General features: G+C 72.4%; 18 protein-coding genes. 5 read left to right on the top strand and 13 right to left on the bottom strand.

The window, feature by feature from the left end:
• Positions 1 to 37: 37 nt before the first annotated feature.
• From B9B60_RS04050 to B9B60_RS04025, 6 genes are read right to left on the bottom strand one after another with little or no spacing between them, the layout of a single operon-like run.
• On the bottom strand, positions 38 to 1,141 hold the full coding sequence (locus B9B60_RS04050) for an acyl-CoA dehydrogenase family protein (protein WP_084449990.1): 1,104 nt from the start codon (positions 1,139 to 1,141) through the stop codon (positions 38 to 40).
• A complete protein-coding gene (locus B9B60_RS04045) occupies positions 1,138 to 2,325 on the bottom strand; it encodes an acyl-CoA dehydrogenase family protein (RefSeq protein WP_084449989.1) in 1,188 nt (395 codons plus the stop codon). Before B9B60_RS04045 ends, B9B60_RS04050 begins: the two co-directional genes overlap by 4 nt.
• The gene (locus B9B60_RS04040) at positions 2,318 to 3,535 is read right to left on the bottom strand and encodes an acyl-CoA dehydrogenase family protein (RefSeq protein WP_084449988.1); all 1,218 of its coding nucleotides are present in this window, start codon (positions 3,533 to 3,535) and stop codon (positions 2,318 to 2,320) included. Before B9B60_RS04040 ends, B9B60_RS04045 begins: the two co-directional genes overlap by 8 nt.
• 17 nt (positions 3,536 to 3,552) lie before the next feature.
• Complete coding sequence (locus tag B9B60_RS04035; RefSeq protein ID WP_084449987.1) at positions 3,553 to 5,079, bottom strand: class I adenylate-forming enzyme family protein; 1,527 nt, start codon at positions 5,077 to 5,079, stop codon at positions 3,553 to 3,555.
• Positions 5,076 to 5,894, bottom strand: coding sequence for an SDR family oxidoreductase (locus tag B9B60_RS04030; protein ID WP_234993727.1), 819 nt, complete (start codon positions 5,892 to 5,894; stop codon positions 5,076 to 5,078). The genes B9B60_RS04035 and B9B60_RS04030 overlap by 4 nt, the downstream gene beginning before the upstream one ends.
• Entirely contained in the window at positions 5,894 to 6,655 is a 762-nt protein-coding gene (locus tag B9B60_RS04025) for an SDR family oxidoreductase (protein WP_084449986.1), read from the bottom strand. The genes B9B60_RS04030 and B9B60_RS04025 overlap by 1 nt, the downstream gene beginning before the upstream one ends.
• 107 nt (positions 6,656 to 6,762) lie before the next feature.
• Here B9B60_RS04025 and B9B60_RS04020 point away from each other — a divergent pair, with 107 nt between their 5' ends.
• Positions 6,763 to 7,233, top strand: coding sequence for a MaoC family dehydratase (locus tag B9B60_RS04020; RefSeq protein ID WP_072623725.1), 471 nt, complete (start codon positions 6,763 to 6,765; stop codon positions 7,231 to 7,233).
• Here B9B60_RS04020 and B9B60_RS04015 read toward each other — a convergent pair.
• Genes B9B60_RS04015 through B9B60_RS04005 form a run of 3 tightly spaced genes read right to left on the bottom strand, consistent with a single transcriptional unit; the run spans position 7,223 to position 9,742 of the window.
• On the bottom strand, positions 7,223 to 7,732 hold the full coding sequence (locus B9B60_RS04015) for a thioesterase family protein (protein WP_084449985.1): 510 nt from the start codon (positions 7,730 to 7,732) through the stop codon (positions 7,223 to 7,225). The genes B9B60_RS04020 and B9B60_RS04015 overlap by 11 nt on opposite strands.
• Entirely contained in the window at positions 7,729 to 8,682 is a 954-nt protein-coding gene (locus B9B60_RS04010) for an NADPH:quinone oxidoreductase family protein (protein ID WP_084449984.1), read from the bottom strand. Before B9B60_RS04010 ends, B9B60_RS04015 begins: the two co-directional genes overlap by 4 nt.
• Positions 8,683 to 8,740: 58 nt before the next feature.
• Positions 8,741 to 9,742 (bottom strand): NADP-dependent oxidoreductase, encoded by a 1,002-nt coding sequence (locus tag B9B60_RS04005; RefSeq protein ID WP_084449983.1) that lies wholly within the window; start codon positions 9,740 to 9,742, stop codon positions 8,741 to 8,743.
• Between the two features lie 135 nt (positions 9,743 to 9,877).
• On the opposite strand from B9B60_RS04005, the gene B9B60_RS04000 reads away from it, so the two are divergent.
• A complete protein-coding gene (locus B9B60_RS04000) occupies positions 9,878 to 10,663 on the top strand; it encodes an SDR family oxidoreductase (protein ID WP_084449982.1) in 786 nt (261 codons plus the stop codon).
• An 18-nt stretch (positions 10,664 to 10,681) separates the two neighbouring features.
• Here B9B60_RS04000 and B9B60_RS17285 read toward each other — a convergent pair whose 3' ends face one another.
• The 3 genes from B9B60_RS17285 to B9B60_RS03980 are packed head-to-tail and all read right to left on the bottom strand — an operon-like array spanning position 10,682 to position 14,316.
• Positions 10,682 to 12,391, bottom strand: coding sequence for a phosphotransferase (locus B9B60_RS17285; protein ID WP_200811150.1), 1,710 nt, complete (start codon positions 12,389 to 12,391; stop codon positions 10,682 to 10,684).
• Positions 12,388 to 13,608: an acyl-CoA dehydrogenase family protein gene (locus tag B9B60_RS03985; protein WP_084449980.1), complete on the bottom strand. Its 1,221-nt coding sequence runs from the start codon at positions 13,606 to 13,608 to the stop codon at positions 12,388 to 12,390. The genes B9B60_RS17285 and B9B60_RS03985 overlap by 4 nt, the downstream gene beginning before the upstream one ends.
• A 39-nt stretch (positions 13,609 to 13,647) precedes the next feature.
• On the bottom strand, positions 13,648 to 14,316 hold the full coding sequence (locus B9B60_RS03980; protein ID WP_084449979.1) for an HAD family hydrolase: 669 nt from the start codon (positions 14,314 to 14,316) through the stop codon (positions 13,648 to 13,650).
• 155 nt (positions 14,317 to 14,471) lie between these two features.
• Between B9B60_RS03980 and B9B60_RS03975 the strand changes: the two genes are divergently transcribed.
• Genes B9B60_RS03975 through B9B60_RS03965 form a run of 3 tightly spaced genes read left to right on the top strand, consistent with a single transcriptional unit; the run spans position 14,472 to position 17,237 of the window.
• Positions 14,472 to 15,770 (top strand): MFS transporter, encoded by a 1,299-nt coding sequence (locus B9B60_RS03975; RefSeq protein WP_084449978.1) that lies wholly within the window; start codon positions 14,472 to 14,474, stop codon positions 15,768 to 15,770.
• On the top strand, positions 15,767 to 16,579 hold the full coding sequence (locus tag B9B60_RS03970) for an enoyl-CoA hydratase-related protein (RefSeq protein ID WP_084449977.1): 813 nt from the start codon (positions 15,767 to 15,769) through the stop codon (positions 16,577 to 16,579). Before B9B60_RS03975 ends, B9B60_RS03970 begins: the two co-directional genes overlap by 4 nt.
• 55 nt (positions 16,580 to 16,634) lie before the next feature.
• Positions 16,635 to 17,237 (top strand): dienelactone hydrolase family protein, encoded by a 603-nt coding sequence (locus B9B60_RS03965; RefSeq protein WP_084449976.1) that lies wholly within the window; start codon positions 16,635 to 16,637, stop codon positions 17,235 to 17,237.
• Between the two features lie 3 nt (positions 17,238 to 17,240).
• On the opposite strand, the gene B9B60_RS03960 is transcribed toward B9B60_RS03965, so the two are convergent.
• Positions 17,241 to 18,200 carry a phosphotriesterase family protein gene (locus B9B60_RS03960; protein ID WP_084449975.1) on the bottom strand — a complete coding sequence of 320 codons (960 nt, stop codon included), beginning with the start codon at positions 18,198 to 18,200 and terminating at the stop codon, positions 17,241 to 17,243.
• Between the last annotated feature and the right edge of the window lie 10 nt (positions 18,201 to 18,210).

Genomic DNA, 18,210 nt, shown 5'->3' with positions numbered 1-18,210 from the left:
GGGGTGGTCGAAGGGGGTCGCAGGTCGAGTCTGTCGCTCAGCACGCCGGCAGGTCCACGAGCTCCGCGAGGTCGCTGCGGTGCCGGTCGGGAGTGCCCAAGGCCAGTTGGTCGGACTTGGCGCGCTTGAGCCGGGTGTGCACCGCGGCCTCCCACGTCATGCCGATGCCGCCATGAAGCTGCAGGGCCTCCTCGGCGGCGCGCACGGCGGCGTCGGAGCAGAAGGCCGCCGCAGTAGCCGTGGCGATCCGTCCCTCCACCGCGTCCTGAGGTGCGACGGAGGAGCCTCGAAGGGCGCCATCGGCCAGCGTGCCGGCGGCATGACGTGCCGCGGCCTGCGCGCCCACGAGCATCAGGTAGAGGTCGGCCAGGCGGTGCTTGATCGCCTGGAAGGAGCCGATCGGCCGGGCGAACTGCACCCGCGTCTTGGCGTACTCGACCGTCGTCTCGAGGCACCACTGCGCCACGCCGAGCTGCTCGGAGGCGAGCAGGGCCGCGCCGGCCGCCAGGCCGGCGTCGACGGCGGCGCGCGCCGCGTCGCCGGAGGCGATCTCGGTGCCCTCACCGGTGAGCGTCACCCGGGCGAGCGGCCGGGTCATGTCGAGCGAGGTGATCGGCTCGAGCTCGACCTCGTCCCGGCCCACCGCGCGAAGGGAGGTCACTCCCCCTTCGTCGGTGACGGGCACGAGGAAGAGGTCGGCGGTCAGCGCACCGGCCACCGGGGAGACCACGTGCTCGACCGGGGTCCACGCGCCACGGCGTGCGGTCCACGGCAGGGCAAGGGTCGCGACGGCCTCGCCGGACGCCAGGCGCGGCAGGTGCGTCTCGTCGCCGGCCGAGAGCAGGGCGCTCGTCGCGACGACGGCGCTGGTGAGGAAGGGCGTGGGGGCGACCGCGCGGCCGAGCTCCTCGAGCACGACGGCGGCCTCGCGGGCGCTCGCACCGACCCCACCGAGGGACTCGGGCACGAGCAGGCCGGCGACGCCGAGCTGCTCGGCGAGGGTGCGCCACAGCGCGGTGACATCGGTGTCGGGCTCGTCGGCCAGACGGGCGGGCAGCCCCTCGTCGAGGGACCGCTGGAGGGTCGAGCGGACGCTGTCGCGCAGCGACTCCTCGACGTCGGTGTAGAGCAGGTCGGTCATCGCGGCACGTCCTTGAAGGCGACGCCCTTGTCAGGGCGGTGGTCCGGGGGCAGGCCGAGCACCCGCTCGGCGACGACATTGCGCATGATCTCGCTCGTCCCGCCCTCGATCGAGTTGCCCTTGGCCCGCAGGTAGCGGTATCCGGGGCCGTGGCCGAGGAAGGAGCCGCCCTCGGGGCGGACCATGGTCCAGTCGTGGTACTCGAGCCCCTCCTCGGGCGCGAGCTCGAGGGCGAAGCCGCTCACCTGCTGGGCCTGGTGGGCGAAGGCGAGCTTCATGGCCGAGCTCTCCGGCCCGGGCTGCCCGGCCTCGAGGCCCTGGCGCAGTCGCTCGCCGGCGAGCCGGGTCACCTCGGTCTCGACCCACCAGTGCATGAGCTCGGCGTGTGTGCCGGGGGTGCGCACCGTGGGGTCCTCGCGCCAGCGCTGCGTGACCAGGCCGATCTGGCCGGCCTCGCGCTCGGTGCCGGCGCTGATGGCGACCCGCTCGTTGTTGAGCGTCGTCGTGGCGACGCGCCACCCCTCGCCGACCTTGCCGACACGGTTGCGGTCGGGCACGCGCACACCCGAGAGGAAGACCTCGTTGAACTCCGCCTCGCCGGTGATCTGGCGCAGCGGGCGCACCTCGACGCCGGGGTCGGTCATGTCGACGAGGAAGTAGGTCATCCCGGCGTGCTTGGGCACCGAGGTGTCCGTGCGGGCCAGGAGGATCGCGAAGTCGGCGTTGTGCGCACCGGAGGTCCACACCTTCTGCCCGTCGACGACCCAGTCGTCGCCGTCGGGCACCGCGCGCGTGGCGACCCCGGCGAGGTCGGACCCGGCCCCCGGCTCGCTGAAGAGCTGGCACCAGATCTCCTCGCACGCGAAGAGCGGCCGCAGGTAGCGCTCCTGCATCTGCGAGGTGCCGAAGGCGAGGATCGTGGGGGCGGCCATGCCGAGGCCGATGCTGTTGCGTCCGACGTCGGGACGCGGTGCCCCCGCCGCCTCGAGCAGGGCGTCGACCTCGAGCTGTCGGCCGCGGGCCAGGCCCAGGCCACCGCGCCCCCGCGGGAAGTGCACCCACGCGAGGCCGGCGTCGAACTGCGCGCCGAGGAAGTCAGCGGGAGGCGTCGTCTGCGGGTCGTGGCTCGCGAGGAGCTCCTCGACCCTGCGCTGCAGGTCAGGGCTCTGCTGCTGATCAGGCATGTGCGGTCAGCCTCCGGATCTCGTGGCGGGCCAGCGCATTTTTGTGGACCTCGTCGGGGCCGTCGGCGAAGCGCAGGGTGCGCACCTGGGCGTACCACTCCGCGACCGGGAAGTCCTGGCTCAGACCACCGGCGCCGTGGACCTGCACCGCCTTGTCGACGATCCACTCGACCGTCGCCGGGGCGGCGATCTTGATCGCCTGGATCTCGGTGTGCGCGCCCTTGTTGCCCACGGTGTCCATGAGCCAGGCGGCCTTGAGGGTGAGCAGCCGCAGCTGCTCGATGCGCACCCGGGACTCGGCGATCCAGTCGCGGATGACGCCCTGGTCGGACAGCGGCTTGCCGAAGGCGACCCGGCTCGCCGCCCGCTCGACCATGAGCTCGAGCGAGCGCTCGGCGATGCCGACGAGGCGCATGCAGTGGTGGATGCGGCCGGGGCCGAGACGGGCCTGGGCGATGGCGAAGCCCGCGCCCTCCTCACCGATGAGGTTGCTCGCCGGGACGCGCACGTCGGTGAAGTCGATCTCGGCGTGACCGCCGTGGTCGCGGTCGTCGTAGCCGAGGACCTTCATGCCACGGCGCACCTCGACGCCGGGGGTGTCCCGCGGCAGGAGGATCATCGACTGCTGCCGGTGGCGGTCGGCCGACGGGTCGGTCTTGCCCATGAGGATGAAGACCTTGGCGTTGGGGTTCATCGCGCCGGAGATGTACCACTTGCGGCCGTTGATGACGTACTCGTCACCGTCGCGCACGATCGAGGTCTCGATGTTGGTCGCGTCCGAGCTGGCCACGCGGGGCTCGGTCATCGCGAAGGCCGAGCGGATCTCGCCGGCGAGCAGCGGGGTGAGCCACTGCTCCTGCTGCTCGGGGGTGCCGAACATGTGCAGCACCTCCATGTTGCCCGTGTCGGGCGCGGCGCAGTTGGTCGCCACCGGGGCGATGTGCAGGCTGCGACCGAGCACCTCGCACAGCGGGGCGTACTGCAGGTTGGTCAGGCCGGCGCCGTCCTCGCCGGGGAGGAAGAGGTTCCACAGCCCCTGGCTGCGGGCGGCCTCCTTGGCCGGCTCGATGATCGGCGGTGGCGCCCACACGTCGGGCGCGGCGTCGAGCTGCTCCTGGTAGGTCGCCTCGATCGGGTAGACGTGCTCGTCCATGAAGGCGGTGAGCTGCTCACGCAGCTCGAGGGTCCGGGCGTCGAGCGCGAAGTCCACGGGTCGCTCCCTTCGGGTCAGGTGGTGGGGGCGGCGGCCCGGGCGGGCCGCTCGCCGGAGGTGGCGATGGTCGGTCGGTCGAGGGCCCGCTTGAGGATCTTGCCGGTGGCCCCCTTGGGCAGCTCCTCGACGAGCTGGTAGATCCGGGGGACCTTGTAGGCGGCGAGCCGCTCCTCGAGCCAGGCACGCAGGGCGCCGGGCTCGATGTGGGCACCGGGCTGCGGGGTGACGACGGCGGCGATCTCCTCGCCGAGTCGCTCGTCGGGCACACCGATGACGGCGGCCTCGCGGATGTCGGGGTGGCCGTAGAGGACCTCCTCGATCTCGCGGGGGTAGACGTTGTAGCCGCCGCGGTTCACGAGGTCCTTCTTGCGGTCGACGATCCACAGGTCGCCGTCCTCGTCCATGCGACCGATGTCGCCGGTGAGGAACCACTCCCCCTCGAAGACCGCGGCGGTCGCGTCGGGGCGCTGCCAGTAGCCGCTCATGACGTAGGGGCCGGCGATGGCCACCTCGCCGGTCTCGCCGGGAGGCAGCTGGTTGCGGTCGTCGTCGAAGATCGCGAGCGCACCGCCGGGCAGGGCCCGGCCGACGCTCATCTCCTTGCGCGGGAGGTCGGCCCGGTTGAAGGTCGCGGCACCCGCGGTCTCGCTCAAGCCGTAGCCGTCGAGGACGACCGCGCCGAAGCGCTCGCGGAAGGCCTTGGCCACCTCGAGCGGCAGCGCCGCGCCTCCCGAGCACGCCAGGCGAAGGGAGGTCAGCTCCTGCGGGGTGACATCCGTGTCCGCGTGGAGCATGGCATTCCACATCGTCGGGACCCCGGCGACCGCGGTGAGCTGCTGGTCGGCGGCCATGCGCAGCAGGCCCGCCGGGTCGAAGGGCCGCTGCAGCGACAGGCACCCACCGGCCGTGTAGACGGTGAACATCACCGAGGACTGGCCGAAGACGTGGAAGAGCGGCAGGGCCGTGCCCATGCTCTCCCGCGGCCCGAGGTCGAGCGCCTCGGCGAGCGAGGCACCGCAGGCGAGGAGGTTGCCGTGGGTGAGGATCGCGCCCTTGGGAGCACCCGTCGTGCCCGAGGTGTAGAGCAGCACGGCCGGGTCGTCGGTGCCGACGGACGCCGGGTCGGGTGCCCCCTCGGGCTGCGGCACGCACCCCGGCTCGAGGACCCAGGTGTCGAGCCCGCACTCCCCCGCGGTCGCGGCGAGCGCCTGCGAGCCCTCGTGCCAGCCGATGGCGAAGGAGCAGCCCGCGTCCTGCACGAAGTGGGTCAGCTCGCGCTGGGTGCACAGCGGGTTGACCGTCACGGCGATCGCCCCGAGGGCGAGGACGGCGTGGTAGGTGAGGACGAACTCGGCACTCGTCGGAACGACGACGAGGACCCGGTCACCGGGGTGCACACCCCGGCGGGTCAGCTCCTCCATCGCGCCGCGGATCCCCGTGCGCAGCTGCTCGAAGGTCCACGCGCGCTCGCCCTCGCGCAGGGCGGTGGCGTCGGGCGTCGTGTCGGCCCAGCGCCACATGAGCTCTGCGGTGCCGGTCATCGGGTGCTCTCCCTCAGGTGGCGCTGGTAGCGCTGCATGCCGCCGATCCACCGGTCGTGATCGTCGACCTTGCGCCGGAGGAACTCGCGCACGTCCTCGTGCGGGGTGATGAGGAAGCGGCCCTCGGCGACGGCGGCGAGCACCTGGTCGGCGACGTCACTCGGGGCGAGCACCTCGCCGGCGCCGGCGACCGCGGCCGCGGCGACCCGACCCCCTGCGTCGTCACCGGACGTCATGCCGCTGCGCAGCAGGTCGGTGTCGACACCCATCGGGCACAGGCAGCTGACCCCGATGCCGTCGTCGCCGTAGGTCACGGCGAGCCACTCGGCGAAGGCGACGGCACCGTGCTTGGAGACGGAATAGGTCGCCGACCCGATCTGCGTGAGCAGCCCTGCGGCAGAGGCGGTCGAGACGAAGTAGCCCGTGCCGCGCTCCACCCAGCCGGGCACGAGCTGGCGGGCGGCGCGCACGTGCGCGAGGAGGTTGACGTCGAGCGCGGCCTGCCACTGGGCGTCGGTGGCCGAGAGACCGAGGCCGTCGCCGATGCCGGCATTGGCGAAGAAGAGGTCGACCGGGCCGTGGGCCTGCTCGGCAGCAGTGATCATCGCGGCGATGACCTCGTCGCTCGAGGCGTCGCCGGCCACGGCGACCGCGCCGAGGCGCTCGGCCGTCGCGACCACGCGGGCCTCGTCGAGGTCGGAGACGACGACGTGCGCACCCGCGTCGACGAGGGCCTGCGCGATGGCGGCACCGATGCCGCCGGCGGCGCCGGTGACGACCGCGACCTTGTCCTGGACCTGCATCGGGACGCCCATCAGTCGCACGGCCCGCCGGCGACGTAGAGGACCTGACCGGTGGTGAAGCCGGCCCCCTCGCTCGCGAAGAAGGAGACGGCGTGCGCGATGTCAGCCGGGACGCCCGTGCGGGCGACCGCGGCGGCGGCACTCGCCTGCGCCTTGAGGTCCTCGAAGGAGATCCCGATGCGCTCGGCGGTCTCGGCGGTCATCTCGGTCTCGATGAAGCCCGGGGCGATGGCATTGGCCGTCACGCCGAACTTGCCGAGCTCGATGGCCAGGGTCTTGGTGAAGCCCTGCATGCCGGCCTTGGCCGCCGAGTAGTTGACCTGGCCGCGGTTGCCCTGGGCCGAGGTCGAGGAGAGGTTGACGATGCGGCCGTGGCGCTCGGCCGTCATGTGTGCCTGGCAGGCGCGGGTCATGAGGAAGGCCCCCCGCAGGTGGACCGCCATGACCGCGTCCCAGTCGGCGACCGACATCCTGAAGATCAGGTTGTCGCGGATGATGCCGGCGTTGTTGACCAGGACCGTCGGCGGGCCGAGCTCGTCGACGATGCGCTCGACGGCCGCGGCGACCTGCTCCTCGTCGGAGACATCGGCCCCGACGGCCAGGGCCCGACCCCCGGCGGCGGCGATCTCCTCGACGAGCGGCACACAGGCGCTCTCGTCGAGGTCGAGGACGGCGACGGCCATCCCGTCGGCGGCCAGGCGACGGGCGACGCCCGCACCGATGCCGCGGGCGGCACCCGTGACGACGGCGACACGCTGCTGGTCTGTGGTCATGTGAGAACTCCTGTGGTCTCGACTACCGGATGACCTCGACGCTACTTGAAGCCGGGTTCAAGTTCAACTAGGTTCGAGGGACCAGATCGTGACCGAAGGAGCTCACCGTGACCCAGACCGCGCAGCACCGCCCCACGTCCGTGCAGGACCTCAAGGACCTCGTCGGCACCCGGCTCGGCCCGACCGAGTGGCACGTCGTCGACCAGGCGAAGATCGACGCCTTCGCCGACCTCACCGGCGACCACCAGTGGATCCACGTCGACCCGCAGCGGGCGGCCGACTCCCCCTTCGGCTCGACGATCGCGCACGGGCTCTACAGCCTCTCGCGCACGCCGGCCTTCCTCGAGGAGCTCATGGCCTTCGACGGCTTCGCGCACAGCCTCAACTACGGCTACGACAAGGTGCGCTTCATCCACCCGCTGCCCGTGGACTCGCGCATCCGCCTGGTCGCCGAGCTGACGTCGGTCGAGGAGACCGGCCCGGGCGCGGTCAAGGTCGTCACGACCCTCACCGTCGAGGCCGAGGGCATCGACAAGCCGATCCTCGTCGCCGAGTCGATCGGTCGCTTCAGCTCCTGACCCCGATGGCCCCGCACGTCGGGGCCGGCCACGGCAGCGCCGCGTGGGCCGCCACGAGCTCGTCGATCCGCTCGGCGATCGTGGGGGCCCACGCGCATGCCCGGCGGGTCGTCAGGTCGACGTGCGCCTCGAGAACCTCGAGAGAGTTGGCCACGCGCCCGGTCGTGCGGTCGACGACGAAGGAGATCGCGTGCATGACCTTGTCGCCACGGGCCACCCAGCGCAGGTGCACGCTCACCTCGTGACCGACGTGCACCTCGCCGAGGAAGCGCAGGTGCTGCTCGACGCTGAACATGCTCCACCCGGTCTCGGCCCGGTAGGCATCGTCGACGCCGAGCGCCGTGAGCGCCGCCTCCGCGCCGCGCAGGTGCAGGTCGTAGTAGCGGGCGACATTGACGTGGCCGTTGACGTCCTCCCACTCCGGCGGAGCCGTCTCGACGATCACCGCCGGGAGGGCGAGGACCTCCTGGACCGAAGGGAGCGGCGCTGCGGTCGTCATGGGAGCAGCAGCACCTTGCCGGTGACCTGCCGGGTCTCGAGCGAGGCGATGGCCTCGGCCGCCTCCGCCAGCGGGTAGGTCGCACCGAGCACCGGGTCCAGGGCCCCGCTGCGCAGGTGCGGCAGCATCGCCTCCCACTCGGTGCCGATGTGACCGGGGCGGGACATCGCGTAGGCGCCCCAGCCGACGCCGACGACGCCGATGTTGCCCAGCAGCAGCCGGTTGACCTTGACCTCGGGGATGGCACCGGCGGTGAAGCCGATGACGAGCAGGCGACCGTGCTCGCGCAGGGCCCGCAGCGAGTCGGTGAAGCGGTCGCCGCCCACGGGGTCGACGACGACGTCGACGCTCGCCCGGCCCACCGCGTCGAGGAAGCCGTCGGACAGGACGACCTCGTCGGCACCCGCGGCCCGGGCGATCTCCCCCTTCGCCTCGGTGGAGACGACACCGATGACCTTGCCGGCGCCGAAGGCCTTGGCCATCTGGATCGCGGCGGTGCCGATGCCGCCGGCTGCGCCGTGCACGAGGACGGTCTCGCCCTCGGCGAGGTGACCGCGCTCGACCAGCGCGAAGTAGACGGTGGCGTAGTTGAAGGTGAAGGCGGCACCCGACTCGAAGCCGACCTCGTCGGGCAGGTGGAAGGTCAGGTCGGGCTGCGCCTGGGCGACCTCGGCGAAGCCCCCGAGCATCGTCAGTGCCGCCACGCGGTCACCGGCGGCGAAGCCGCTGCCCTCGGGCGCCGCGGTGACGACACCGGCCACCTCGGCCCCCGGGACGAAGGGGAGGTCGGGCTTCATCTGGTAGAGCCCGCGGGTCTGGAGCAGCTCGGGGAAGGCCACACCGGCGGCCCTGACTTCGATCGTCACCAGACGCGGGTCGGCCGGTGCGGGGACGTCGACGAGCTCGACGGCCTGCGGCCCGTCGAGGGAGGAGATGTGGATGGCGCGCATGTGCGATTGCCTTTCTACGGGTCAGGAGGCTGCAGGGCGAGGAACGAGCACGGCAGGCTCAGACCTTGAGGAGGAGCTTGCCGGTGTTGACCCCGTCGAAGAGGCCGAGGAGGGCGTCGGGGAAGGCGGCGACGCCGCCCTCGAGGATCGTCTCGGTGGCGACAAGACGCCCGTCGCGGATGAGCTCGCTGATGCCGGCGATCGCCTCGGCGTAGCGGTCCTCGTAGTCCATGACGACAAAGCCCTGCATGCTCGCGCGGAAGACGAGCAGGGCCATGTAGCGCCGCGGGCCCTCGGCGAGGGTCTCGTCGTTGTAGGTCGAGATCGCGCCGCAGATGGCGATGCGCGCGCCGTGGGCGAGGTTGGCCAGGGCGGCGTCGAGCAGCTCGCCGCCGACGTTGTCGAAGTAGACGTCGACGCCGTCGGGGGCGGCTCGACGCACCTGGCGCAGCAGGTCGCCCTCGCGCCGGTCAATGACCTCGTCGAGGCCGAGCTCGCGCAACCAGGCGACCTTGTCGGGGCCGCCGGCGACACCGATGACCCGGCACCCCTTGGCCTTGGCCAGCTGGGCGACCGTGGACCCCACGGCGCCGGCCGCGGCCGAGACGAGGACGGTGTCACCGGGCTGGGCCCGACCGACGTCCTCGAGGCCGAACCACGCGGTCATGCCGGGCATCCCGAGCGCGCCGAGCCAGGTGCTCATCGGGGCGACGTCGAGGTCGAGGCGACTGACCCCCCTGCCGTCCGAGATCGCGTACTCCCGCACCCCGAAGGTGCCGCTCACGACGTCACCGACGGCGAAGTCGTCGTGCTGGGAGGCGATGACGGTGCCGGCGCCGAAGGCCCGCATGACGGCACCGATCTGCACCGGCGGCAGGTAGGAGCGCACGTCGTTGAGCCAGCCGCGCATCGCCGGGTCGAGAGAGATCTGCTGCAGCTGGACGAGGAACTCCCCCGGACCCGGCTCGGCGACCTCGGTCGTCGCGAGCTGCCAGGTGCTCGCATCGGGGCGGCCCTGCGGGCGGGCGGCGAGACGGATCTCCTGCGAGGTCCGGGACATGTGAGCTCCTGTGGTCGACGTGCCGGTGTGGCGCCAGCCTGTCACAACGTGAATCTGGCTTCAACTACTGTTGAACCCTGATTCAGGTCACGCTACGGTCGACGGGACAACCCCCCTTCGATCGTCAGGACCAGCATGGACCTCACCGCACTCTTCTCCCTCGAGGGCCGCGTCGCCCTGGTCACCGGCGGCAGCCGCGGCATCGGCCGGATGATCACCGAGGGACTGCTGGCGCAGGGCGCCACGGTCTACATCACCGCGCGCAAGGAGGAGGCCTGCCGGGCCACCGCCACCGAGCTGTCGCAGCAGTACGGCGAAGGGCGCTGCGTCGCCCTGCCCTGCGACGTCTCGACGACCGCCGGGATCGCTGCGCTGCTCGACGCCTTCCGCGAGCACGAGGACCACCTCGACATCCTCGTCAACAACGCCGGCGCGGCGTGGGGAGCGGACTTCGACGAGTTCCCCGAGAGCGGCTGGGACAAGGTCATGGACCTCAACGTCAAGGCGCCCTTCTTCCTCACCCAGGCCGCCAGGACCCTGCTGCTCGCCGGCCGCGAGCGCAGCGGCCACCTGGCCAAGGTCATCAACATCGCCTCGATCGACGGGCTCTCGCTCAACCCGCTGGAGACGTACAGCTACCACGCGAGCAAGGCGGGGGTTGTGCACCTGACCAAGCGCTTGGCGGTCCGGCTCGCGCCGGAGGGCATCGTCGTCTCGGCGATCGCGCCGGGCGCCTTCGCGTCGTCGATGAACAAGGAAGCCCGCGACGAGGAGGAGGCGACCGCCGCCCAGATCCCCTCGGGCCGGATCGGGCGCGACGAGGACATGGCCGCCGCCGCGGTCTACCTGGCCTCCGATGCCGGCGACTACGTCGTCGGCAGCACGCTGACCGTCGACGGCGGGGTCAACATCGCCCGGTGAGGCCGCGGGTCCTGCGCGTCAGTCGGCGCGCAGGGCCGGCTCGGTCAGGCCGAGGGCATTGGTCCACAGCCGGGTCGCCGTCGCGACGACGTCCTCGACCGTCTCGGGACCACCGATGACGAAGACGTCGTAGGCCAGGCGGGCGACCATGCCCGACAGGGCCATCGCCGCGAGCTCGGGGTCGACGTCGCGGTCGGCGAGGCCGCGCTCCTGCAGGTCGCGGATCGCCCGGGAGTTGCGGGCCACGAAGGCCTCGCTGCGCGCGCGACGCATGTCGCGGAAGCGCGGGTCGACCGCCGCGACCTGCTGGAGCAGGACGTTGAGCTTGGCATTGCGGCGGAAGGCCTCGAAGTAGGCACGGTTGCTCGCGGCGATGATCGCGATCGGGTCGTCGGTCGCCTCGATCCGACCGGTGCCGGGGTGGAGCATGTCGCTCTGCGCCTCGTGCAGGACGGCCGCCAGGACCTCGTCCTTGCTCTCGAACCACGTGTAGAAGCTGCCGATCGAGCACTTGGCCTCGGCCGCGATGTCGACGAGCCGCGAGTCGACGTAGCCGTCACGCTCGAAGACCGTGCGCGCGGCCGCGATGAGGGCATCGCGGGTGCGCTTGCCCCGCGCGGTCTGGGGCAGGGTCCCCAGCTTGGCCGCGTCGACGAGGTCGGGCACCTCGGGGGCGGCAGGTTCGGTCTCGCTGGGCATGGCGGACACCCTAGTCCGCCTCGTCGAGGACGACGTGCGCACACGCGACGAGCTCGTCGACGGCCTCGGCGGGGATGCGCCCCATCGCCGTGAGGTTGCGCGGGTCGTCGAGCTGTCGGCGGCGCACCCCTCGAGAATGATCGCGAGCTTCCACAGGCCCAGGCCGTGCCAGAAGGGCACGTGGGTGAGGTCGCGGCCGGTGACCTCGGCATAGCGCTCGACGAGCTCCTCCCGCGTGGCGAAGCCTTCGACCATCGAGGCGTCGAAGCGCATCGTCGGCGGGTCGCCCGGCTGCGGCCAGTAGGCGAGCACGGTCCCGAGGTCGGCGAGTGGGTCACCGAGGGTGCACAGCTCCCAGTCGAGGATCGCCCGCACGCTCGCGTCGTCGGGGTCGACGATGAGGTTGCGCAGGTGGCAGTCGCCGTGGACGAGGGCGACCTCTCCCGCCTCGGGCTCGAGCGTCCGCAGCCGCTCGGTGAGCCGCTCCAGCTCGGGCAGCTCGCGGGTGCGCGAGAGCTCCCACTGCCCCGACCACCGCTTGAGCTGGCGGGCGGCGTAGGGCTTGTGGCTGGCCAGGTCGGCGAGACCGACGGCCTCGAGGTCGACGCCGTGGATCCGGCCGAGCGTGTCGACGAGCGAGAGCCCGATCGCGTGCCGCGCCGCCGGCGAGAGGGCCTCGGCGTCGGCCCGCTCGTCGACGACCGTGCCGTCGACGTGCGAGACCGCGAGGACCGGCACGTCGGTGACAGCCGGGTCCTCGCACAGCCCGAGCACCCGCGGCAGCGGCACGTCCGTGCCCTGCAGGGCCGCGAGGATCCGGTGCTCCCGGGCCACGTCGTGGGCCGAGGCGAGCAGCTCACCCAGGGGCGGTCGCCGCAGGACGAGACGAGCCCCCTGCGCGTCGGTGACGAGATAGGTGAGGTTGGACTGGCCCAGGCCGACGCGCGCATAGGTCAGGGGCGCCTGCAGGCCGACCCCGAGACCGACGAGCCAGTCGGTCATCGCGGCCTCGTCGATGCCCTCGGTCACTTCTTGCCCCACTCCGGGCTCCGGCGGCGGTACTCGCGGCGGGCGATGGTCATCTTGTGCACCTCGTCCGGCCCGTCGGCCAGACGCAGGGTGCGCATGTGGGCGTACCACTGGGCCAGCGGGAAGTCGTCGCTCACGCCGCCGCCGCCGTGCACCTGGATCGCCCGGTCGAGGACCTTGAGCGCGACATTGGGCGCCGCGACCTTGATCGCCGCGATCTCCGTGCGGGCGACCTTGTTGCCCACGGTGTCCATCATGCGCGCGGCCTTGAGCGTCAGCAGGCGGGCCATCTCGATCTCGATCCGGGCCTCGGCGACCCAGTCCATGATGTTGGCCCGGTTGGCGATCGGCTCGCCGAAGGTCACCCGCGACTGGGCACGGTCGATCATCAGGTCGAGGGCGCGCTCGGCGACGCCGATGGCGCGCATGCAGTGGTGGATGCGGCCGGGGCCCAGGCGGGCCTGGCTGATCATGAAGCCGTCGCCCTCGCCGGCGAGCAGCGCCTCGCGCGGCACGCGCACGTGGTCGAACTCGACCTCGGCGTGGCCCTCGCGGTCCCAGTAGCCGAAGACCGGCAGGCCGCGCAGGATCTTCACCCCCGGGGCGTCGATCGGGACGACCATCATCGACTGCTGGCGGTGGGTCGGGGCGTCCGGGTCGGTCTTGCCCATGACGATGAGGACCTTGCAGTTCTTGTGCAGGGCGTTGGAGGTCCACCACTTGCGGCCGGTGATGACGTACTCGTCACCGTCGCGGACCATCCGGGTCTCGACATTGGTCGCGTCGGAGCTGGCGACAGCCGGCTCGGTCATCGCGAAGGCGGAGGCGATCTCGCCCGCGAGCAGCGGCCCCAGGTAGCGCTCCTTGTGCTCGTCGGTGCCGAAGAGCGTGAGCACCTCCATGTTGCCGGTGTCGGGGGCATTGCAGTTGATCGCCTCGGGAGCGATCTCGATGCTGCGCCCGGTGATCTCGGCGAGGTGGGCGTACTCGAGGTTGGTCAGGCCCGGCCCCCACTCGGGGTGGGGGTGGAAGAGGTTCCACAGGCCCTGGCTGCGCGCCTCGGCCTTGAGGTCCTCGAGGACCTGCGGGTGGTGGTTGGCGTCGCCGGAGTCGCGCATCTGCTCGCGGTAGACGCTCTCGGCCGGGTAGACGTGCTCGTCCATGAAGGCGAGCAGCCGGTCGCGGTAGTCCTGGCCGCGGTCACTGAGGTCGAACATCGTGGAGTCCTTTGGTGGGTGGATCAGGGGCGAAGGGGGTCACGCTGCGGTCGCCGTCGGTAGGCCGAGCGCGGCCCGCACGCGCGGGATGGTCTCGTCGGCGGTGCGGTGGTGGATGCCGTCGATGCCCAGGCGGGCGGCGCCGACGAGGTTGTGCTCGAGGTCGTCGACGAGGACGCACTGCCCGGGGGCGACCCCGAGCCGCTCGCAGGCGATCCGGTAGATCCGGCGCGAGGGCTTGCGCACCCCGACCTGGCCGGAGATGACGGTGACGTCGAAGAGCTCGTCGAGGTCGACGCGGGCGTAGCAGTCGCGGCCGAGGGAGTTGGAGACGAGGGCGACGGGCACCCCTGCCGCGCGGACCTCGCGGACGAGGTCGACCATCGGCTCGTCGAGGTCGAGGTGCTCGGCGAGGCGGGCGAGCAGACCCCGGGGCTCGACGCGGCCCCCGGCCTCGACGAGCGCGGCGGCGAAGGCGTCCTCGAAGCCCTCGTCGTCGAGGCGGCCGACCTCGTGCTCGCCCAGCGCGGCGCGGGCGCCCTCATGGGTGGCGAGGACGCGCAGGCCGGCGTCGGGGTCGAGCCCGGCGTCGTCGGCCAGCGCCCCGAAGGCCCGGCGGAGGGGGACGGTGAGCACTCCCCCGAAGTCGATGAGCAGCGCTGCGACACAAGGGGTCTGGCCCTCCTGCGCAACTGACGTCGTCGTCATGGTGCACACCCTCCGGTCGAACGGCTCTGGTCGTCCGCTGTCCCCACAGGTATACTTGAACTCAGATTCATATTCAAGCCGACGAGGGAGTCGACATCGCCACCGCTGCCGCGCCCGCCACGCCGCACCCGGCTGCCCTGGCGAGCGCGATCGCCGTGCTCTTCGGCATCACCGGTCTGGGCAGCGCAGCCGTCGCCGTCGCCCTGCCCACGCTCGCGGCCGACCTCGGCCTCACCGCAGGCCGGGCCGCCCTCGTCGTCAGCTGCTACTCCCTCGCCCTCGCCGTCGGCAGCGCCGTCTGCGGCCGGGTCAGCGACCTGCTCGGCATCCGGCTGCCCCTGCTCGTCGGGGTGGGCGTCATGGTCACCGCCGCGTGCGCCGGTGCGCTCGTCGACAGCCTGCCGGCGCTCGTCGCCACCCGCACCCTCCAGGGGCTCGGTGCCTCGGCCGTCCCCGCCCTCACCCTCGCCGCGGTGCAGGCCCTCTTCGCCGGCGACGCCCGGGCGAAGGCCCTGGCGACCTATGCCGGAGTGGGCGGCACGGTCAACGCGCTCGGCCCGGTCATCGGGTCAGCGCTCGTCGACCCCTTCGGCTGGCGCCCGGTCGTCGCCATCCCCCTGGTGACGCTCGCCTTCGTCCCGGTCGTCTGGCGCCACCTGCCCACCGATCGACAGCCGGGCGCCACCCTCGACCCGGCGGGCGTCCTGCTCGTCGGGGCCGCTGCGATCGGCGCGGTGATGTCCCTGCAGGCGGCGACGCTCGGACCGACGGTCGCCGTCGGCGGCGGCGTCCTGCTGCTCGTCGCCGCACCGGCCGCCGTCCTGCGGGCGCGACGCGTCCCCTTCGGCGTCGTGCCGCAGGCGCTCGTGCGCAGCAGCGCCGCCCGCCGTTCCCTGCTCACCGCGGCGAGCCTGTCGTCGGCGTGGTTCGGCATGCTCGTCGCCGTGCCGACGAGCCTGGCCGCCCGCGGCTGGACCGGCGTGCAGGTCGGTCTGATCCTCCTGCCCGCCGCCGCGCTCGGGGTCGTCGCGCCCCGCATCACCGGACCGGCACTGCTCCGACTCGGTCCCGTCCGGGGCCAGCTCGTGGCGACCACCGGCGTCACCGCCGCCGTTCTCGTCGCCACCCTCGGCACCGTTCTCGCCCAGCCGGTCGTCCTCGTCGTCGCCACGCTCGCGCTCATGCTCTCCTTCGGGCTCGGGCAGCCGGCGATGACCGCACTCGTCGCCGACTCCGTGCCCACCCGCATCCGGGGCAGCGCCCTGGGCCTGCTCACGCTGTGCTTCCTCCTCGGCGGCAGCCTCGGCGCCGCCGCGGTCGGCGGGCTCGGCGACGTCATCGGCTGGCCCCGCTCGCTGCTGCTCCTCGCCCTGCTGCCGGCGCTCGGCACGCTCGCCTTCGCCCGCCCCCTTCGCCCTGCCGCACCCGACCCGATCCCCCAGGAGATGCCATGACCAGCCCCACCGACCACGTCCTGCTCGACCTCACCGACGGCATCGCGACGATCACCCTCAACCGGCCCGACCGGCGCAATGCCATGTCGCCGGCGATGGTCGAGCGCCTCGGGGAGCTGCTCGCGCAGACCGAGGCCGACCCCGCGGTGCGCGTCCTCGTGATCACCGGGGCCGGGCGCGCCTTCTGCTCCGGCGGCGACGTCCAGCAGTTCGATGCCGACGGGGGCGAAGGGGGCGGCGCCACCGAGGTCGACCCGGCCGCCGTCGCGGAGCAGCTGCGTCACCAGGAGATGACCGTCGGGCGGATCCACGCCTTCGCCAAGCCGGTCGTCGCCGCCCTGCCGGGCGCGGCCGCGGGCGCCGGGCTGGGCTTCGCCCTCGCCGCCGACCTGCGCATCGGCACCCCGCGGACCGTCGTCGCGACGGCCTTCGCGAGCATCGCGCTGTCCGGGGACTTCGGCGTCGCCTGGCTGCTCGAGCGGCTCGTCGGGCCGGCGACCGCCCGTGAGCTGATGTTCTTGGGCCCGCGTCTGGACGGGCAGGCCTGCCGCGACCTCGGCCTGCTCAACCGGCTCGTGCCCGAGGAGGAGCTCGAGGCGCGCACCCGTGAGCTCGCCGGGCAGCTGGCGGCCGGCTCGGCCGGCACGCTCGCGAGCATCAAGCGCAACCTCCTCGAGGCGCCGGGGCAGACCCTCTCGGAGTCGATGGCCGCCGAGGTGCCGCGGCACAAGGCGTGCGGCCTGACCGCCGACCACGTCGAGGCCGCCCGGGCCTTCGTCGAGAAGCGGCCCCCGGTCTTCACGCGCTGACCGGACGGCGGCTCGCTGACGCGACGTTGTCGGCGCCCGGGTCTACGGTCGGGACATGGCACAGGTACTGCTCTTCCCGTCCGTCCTCGGTGCGCGTCAGGGCATCACCGACCTCGCCGACGCCCTCACCGGCGCGGGCCACAGCGTGACCACCGTCGACCACCTCGAGGGCGTCACCTTCGACGACTACCCGACCGCCGCAGCCCGCTCGCAGGAGATCGGCTTCCCCGCGCAGATGGCCTACGCGCTCGAGGCCGCGCGCGCCGTCGAGGGCGCCTTCGTGGCCGTCGGCTTCTCCAACGGCGCCGCGATGGCCCAGTGGATCGCCGCACAACGCCCGGCCGACGCCCGCGGCGTCATCATGGTCGGCGGCGGCATGCCCATGCGCCACCTCGAGGCGACGTGGCCGCCCGGGGTGCCGGGGCAGGTCCACGTGACGGCCGGCGACCCCTTCCACGCGGAGGACCGGCAGTTCGACCCGATGGTCGACGAGCAGCTCCAGGACGACGTGGAGCACGCCGGCGGCGCCTACTCCTACGTCGAGTACCAGGGGGACGGCCACCTCTTCAACGACCCGACGCTGCCGGCGGAGTACCAGCCCGAGGAGGCGCGCATCCTCACCCGACGGGTCATCGAGTTCGTCGACGAGGTGGGCTGAGCCTCACTCGAAGTAGCGGCGCGGGTTGTCGACGAGCATCGTGTCGATGTCGGCCTCGCTCGCGCCACCCTCGAGGAGCGCGGGCAGCACATCCTGGCTGATGTGCCGGTAGTTCCAGCGCGGGACGACCTGCCGCTTCGCCTCCTGGTCGAACCAGTCGATGAAGCACGACGCGTCGTGCGCGAGCACCATGCGCTCGGCGTACCCGCGCCGCAGCAGCTCGAGCACCGTCGCGATGCGGTCCTCGAAGGGCAGCAGCACGTCGAGGCCGAAGCGGTCCATGCCCAGGAGGGAGCCGGCGTCGGCGACCTTGCACAGGTAGTCGACATCGGTCGAGTCGCCGCTGTGACCGATGACGACCTTCGTCAGGTCGGCCCCCTCCTCGGCGAGCACCTGCTGGGTGACCAGCCCCGACTCCGTGTGTGGGTTGGTGTGCACGGTGATGGGGGCGCCGGTCTGCACGTGGGCCTGGGCGACCGCGCGCATGACCCGCTCGACGCCGGGGGTCAGGCCCTGCTCCTCGATGGCGCACTTGAGGAAACCGGCGCGGACCCCCGTGTCGGCGATGCCCTCGGTGAGGTCCTTGACGAAGAGCTCGGTGAGCGGCTCCGGCACGTCGAAGAGCAGACCCGGCCCGGTGTAGTGGAACTGGAAGGGGATCTCGTTGTACGTGTAGACCCCGGTCGCCACGACGACATTGAGGTCGATCTGCTCCGCGACGCGCTGCACGCGGGGCAGGTACCGGCCCAGGCCGATGACCGTCGGGTCGAGGATCGTGTCGATGCCCAGGCCCTTGAGCTCGGACAGCTGGGTCACGGCGTCGGCGACCTTGGCGTCCTCGTCCCAGTCGGACTGGTAGTTCTGCCGGTACTCCTCCCCCACGACGAAGATGTGCTCGTGGGCCAGCACCCGGCCCAGGTCGGCGGAGTCGATGCTCCCGGTCACGGTGGGGACGGCGGCCATGCTGACTCTC

It is taken from the genome of Janibacter indicus, assembly GCF_900176385.1.
Classification (GTDB): Bacteria; Actinomycetota; Actinomycetes; order Actinomycetales; family Dermatophilaceae; genus Janibacter; species Janibacter indicus.
This window is presented reverse-complemented; position numbering and strand designations above follow the sequence as displayed.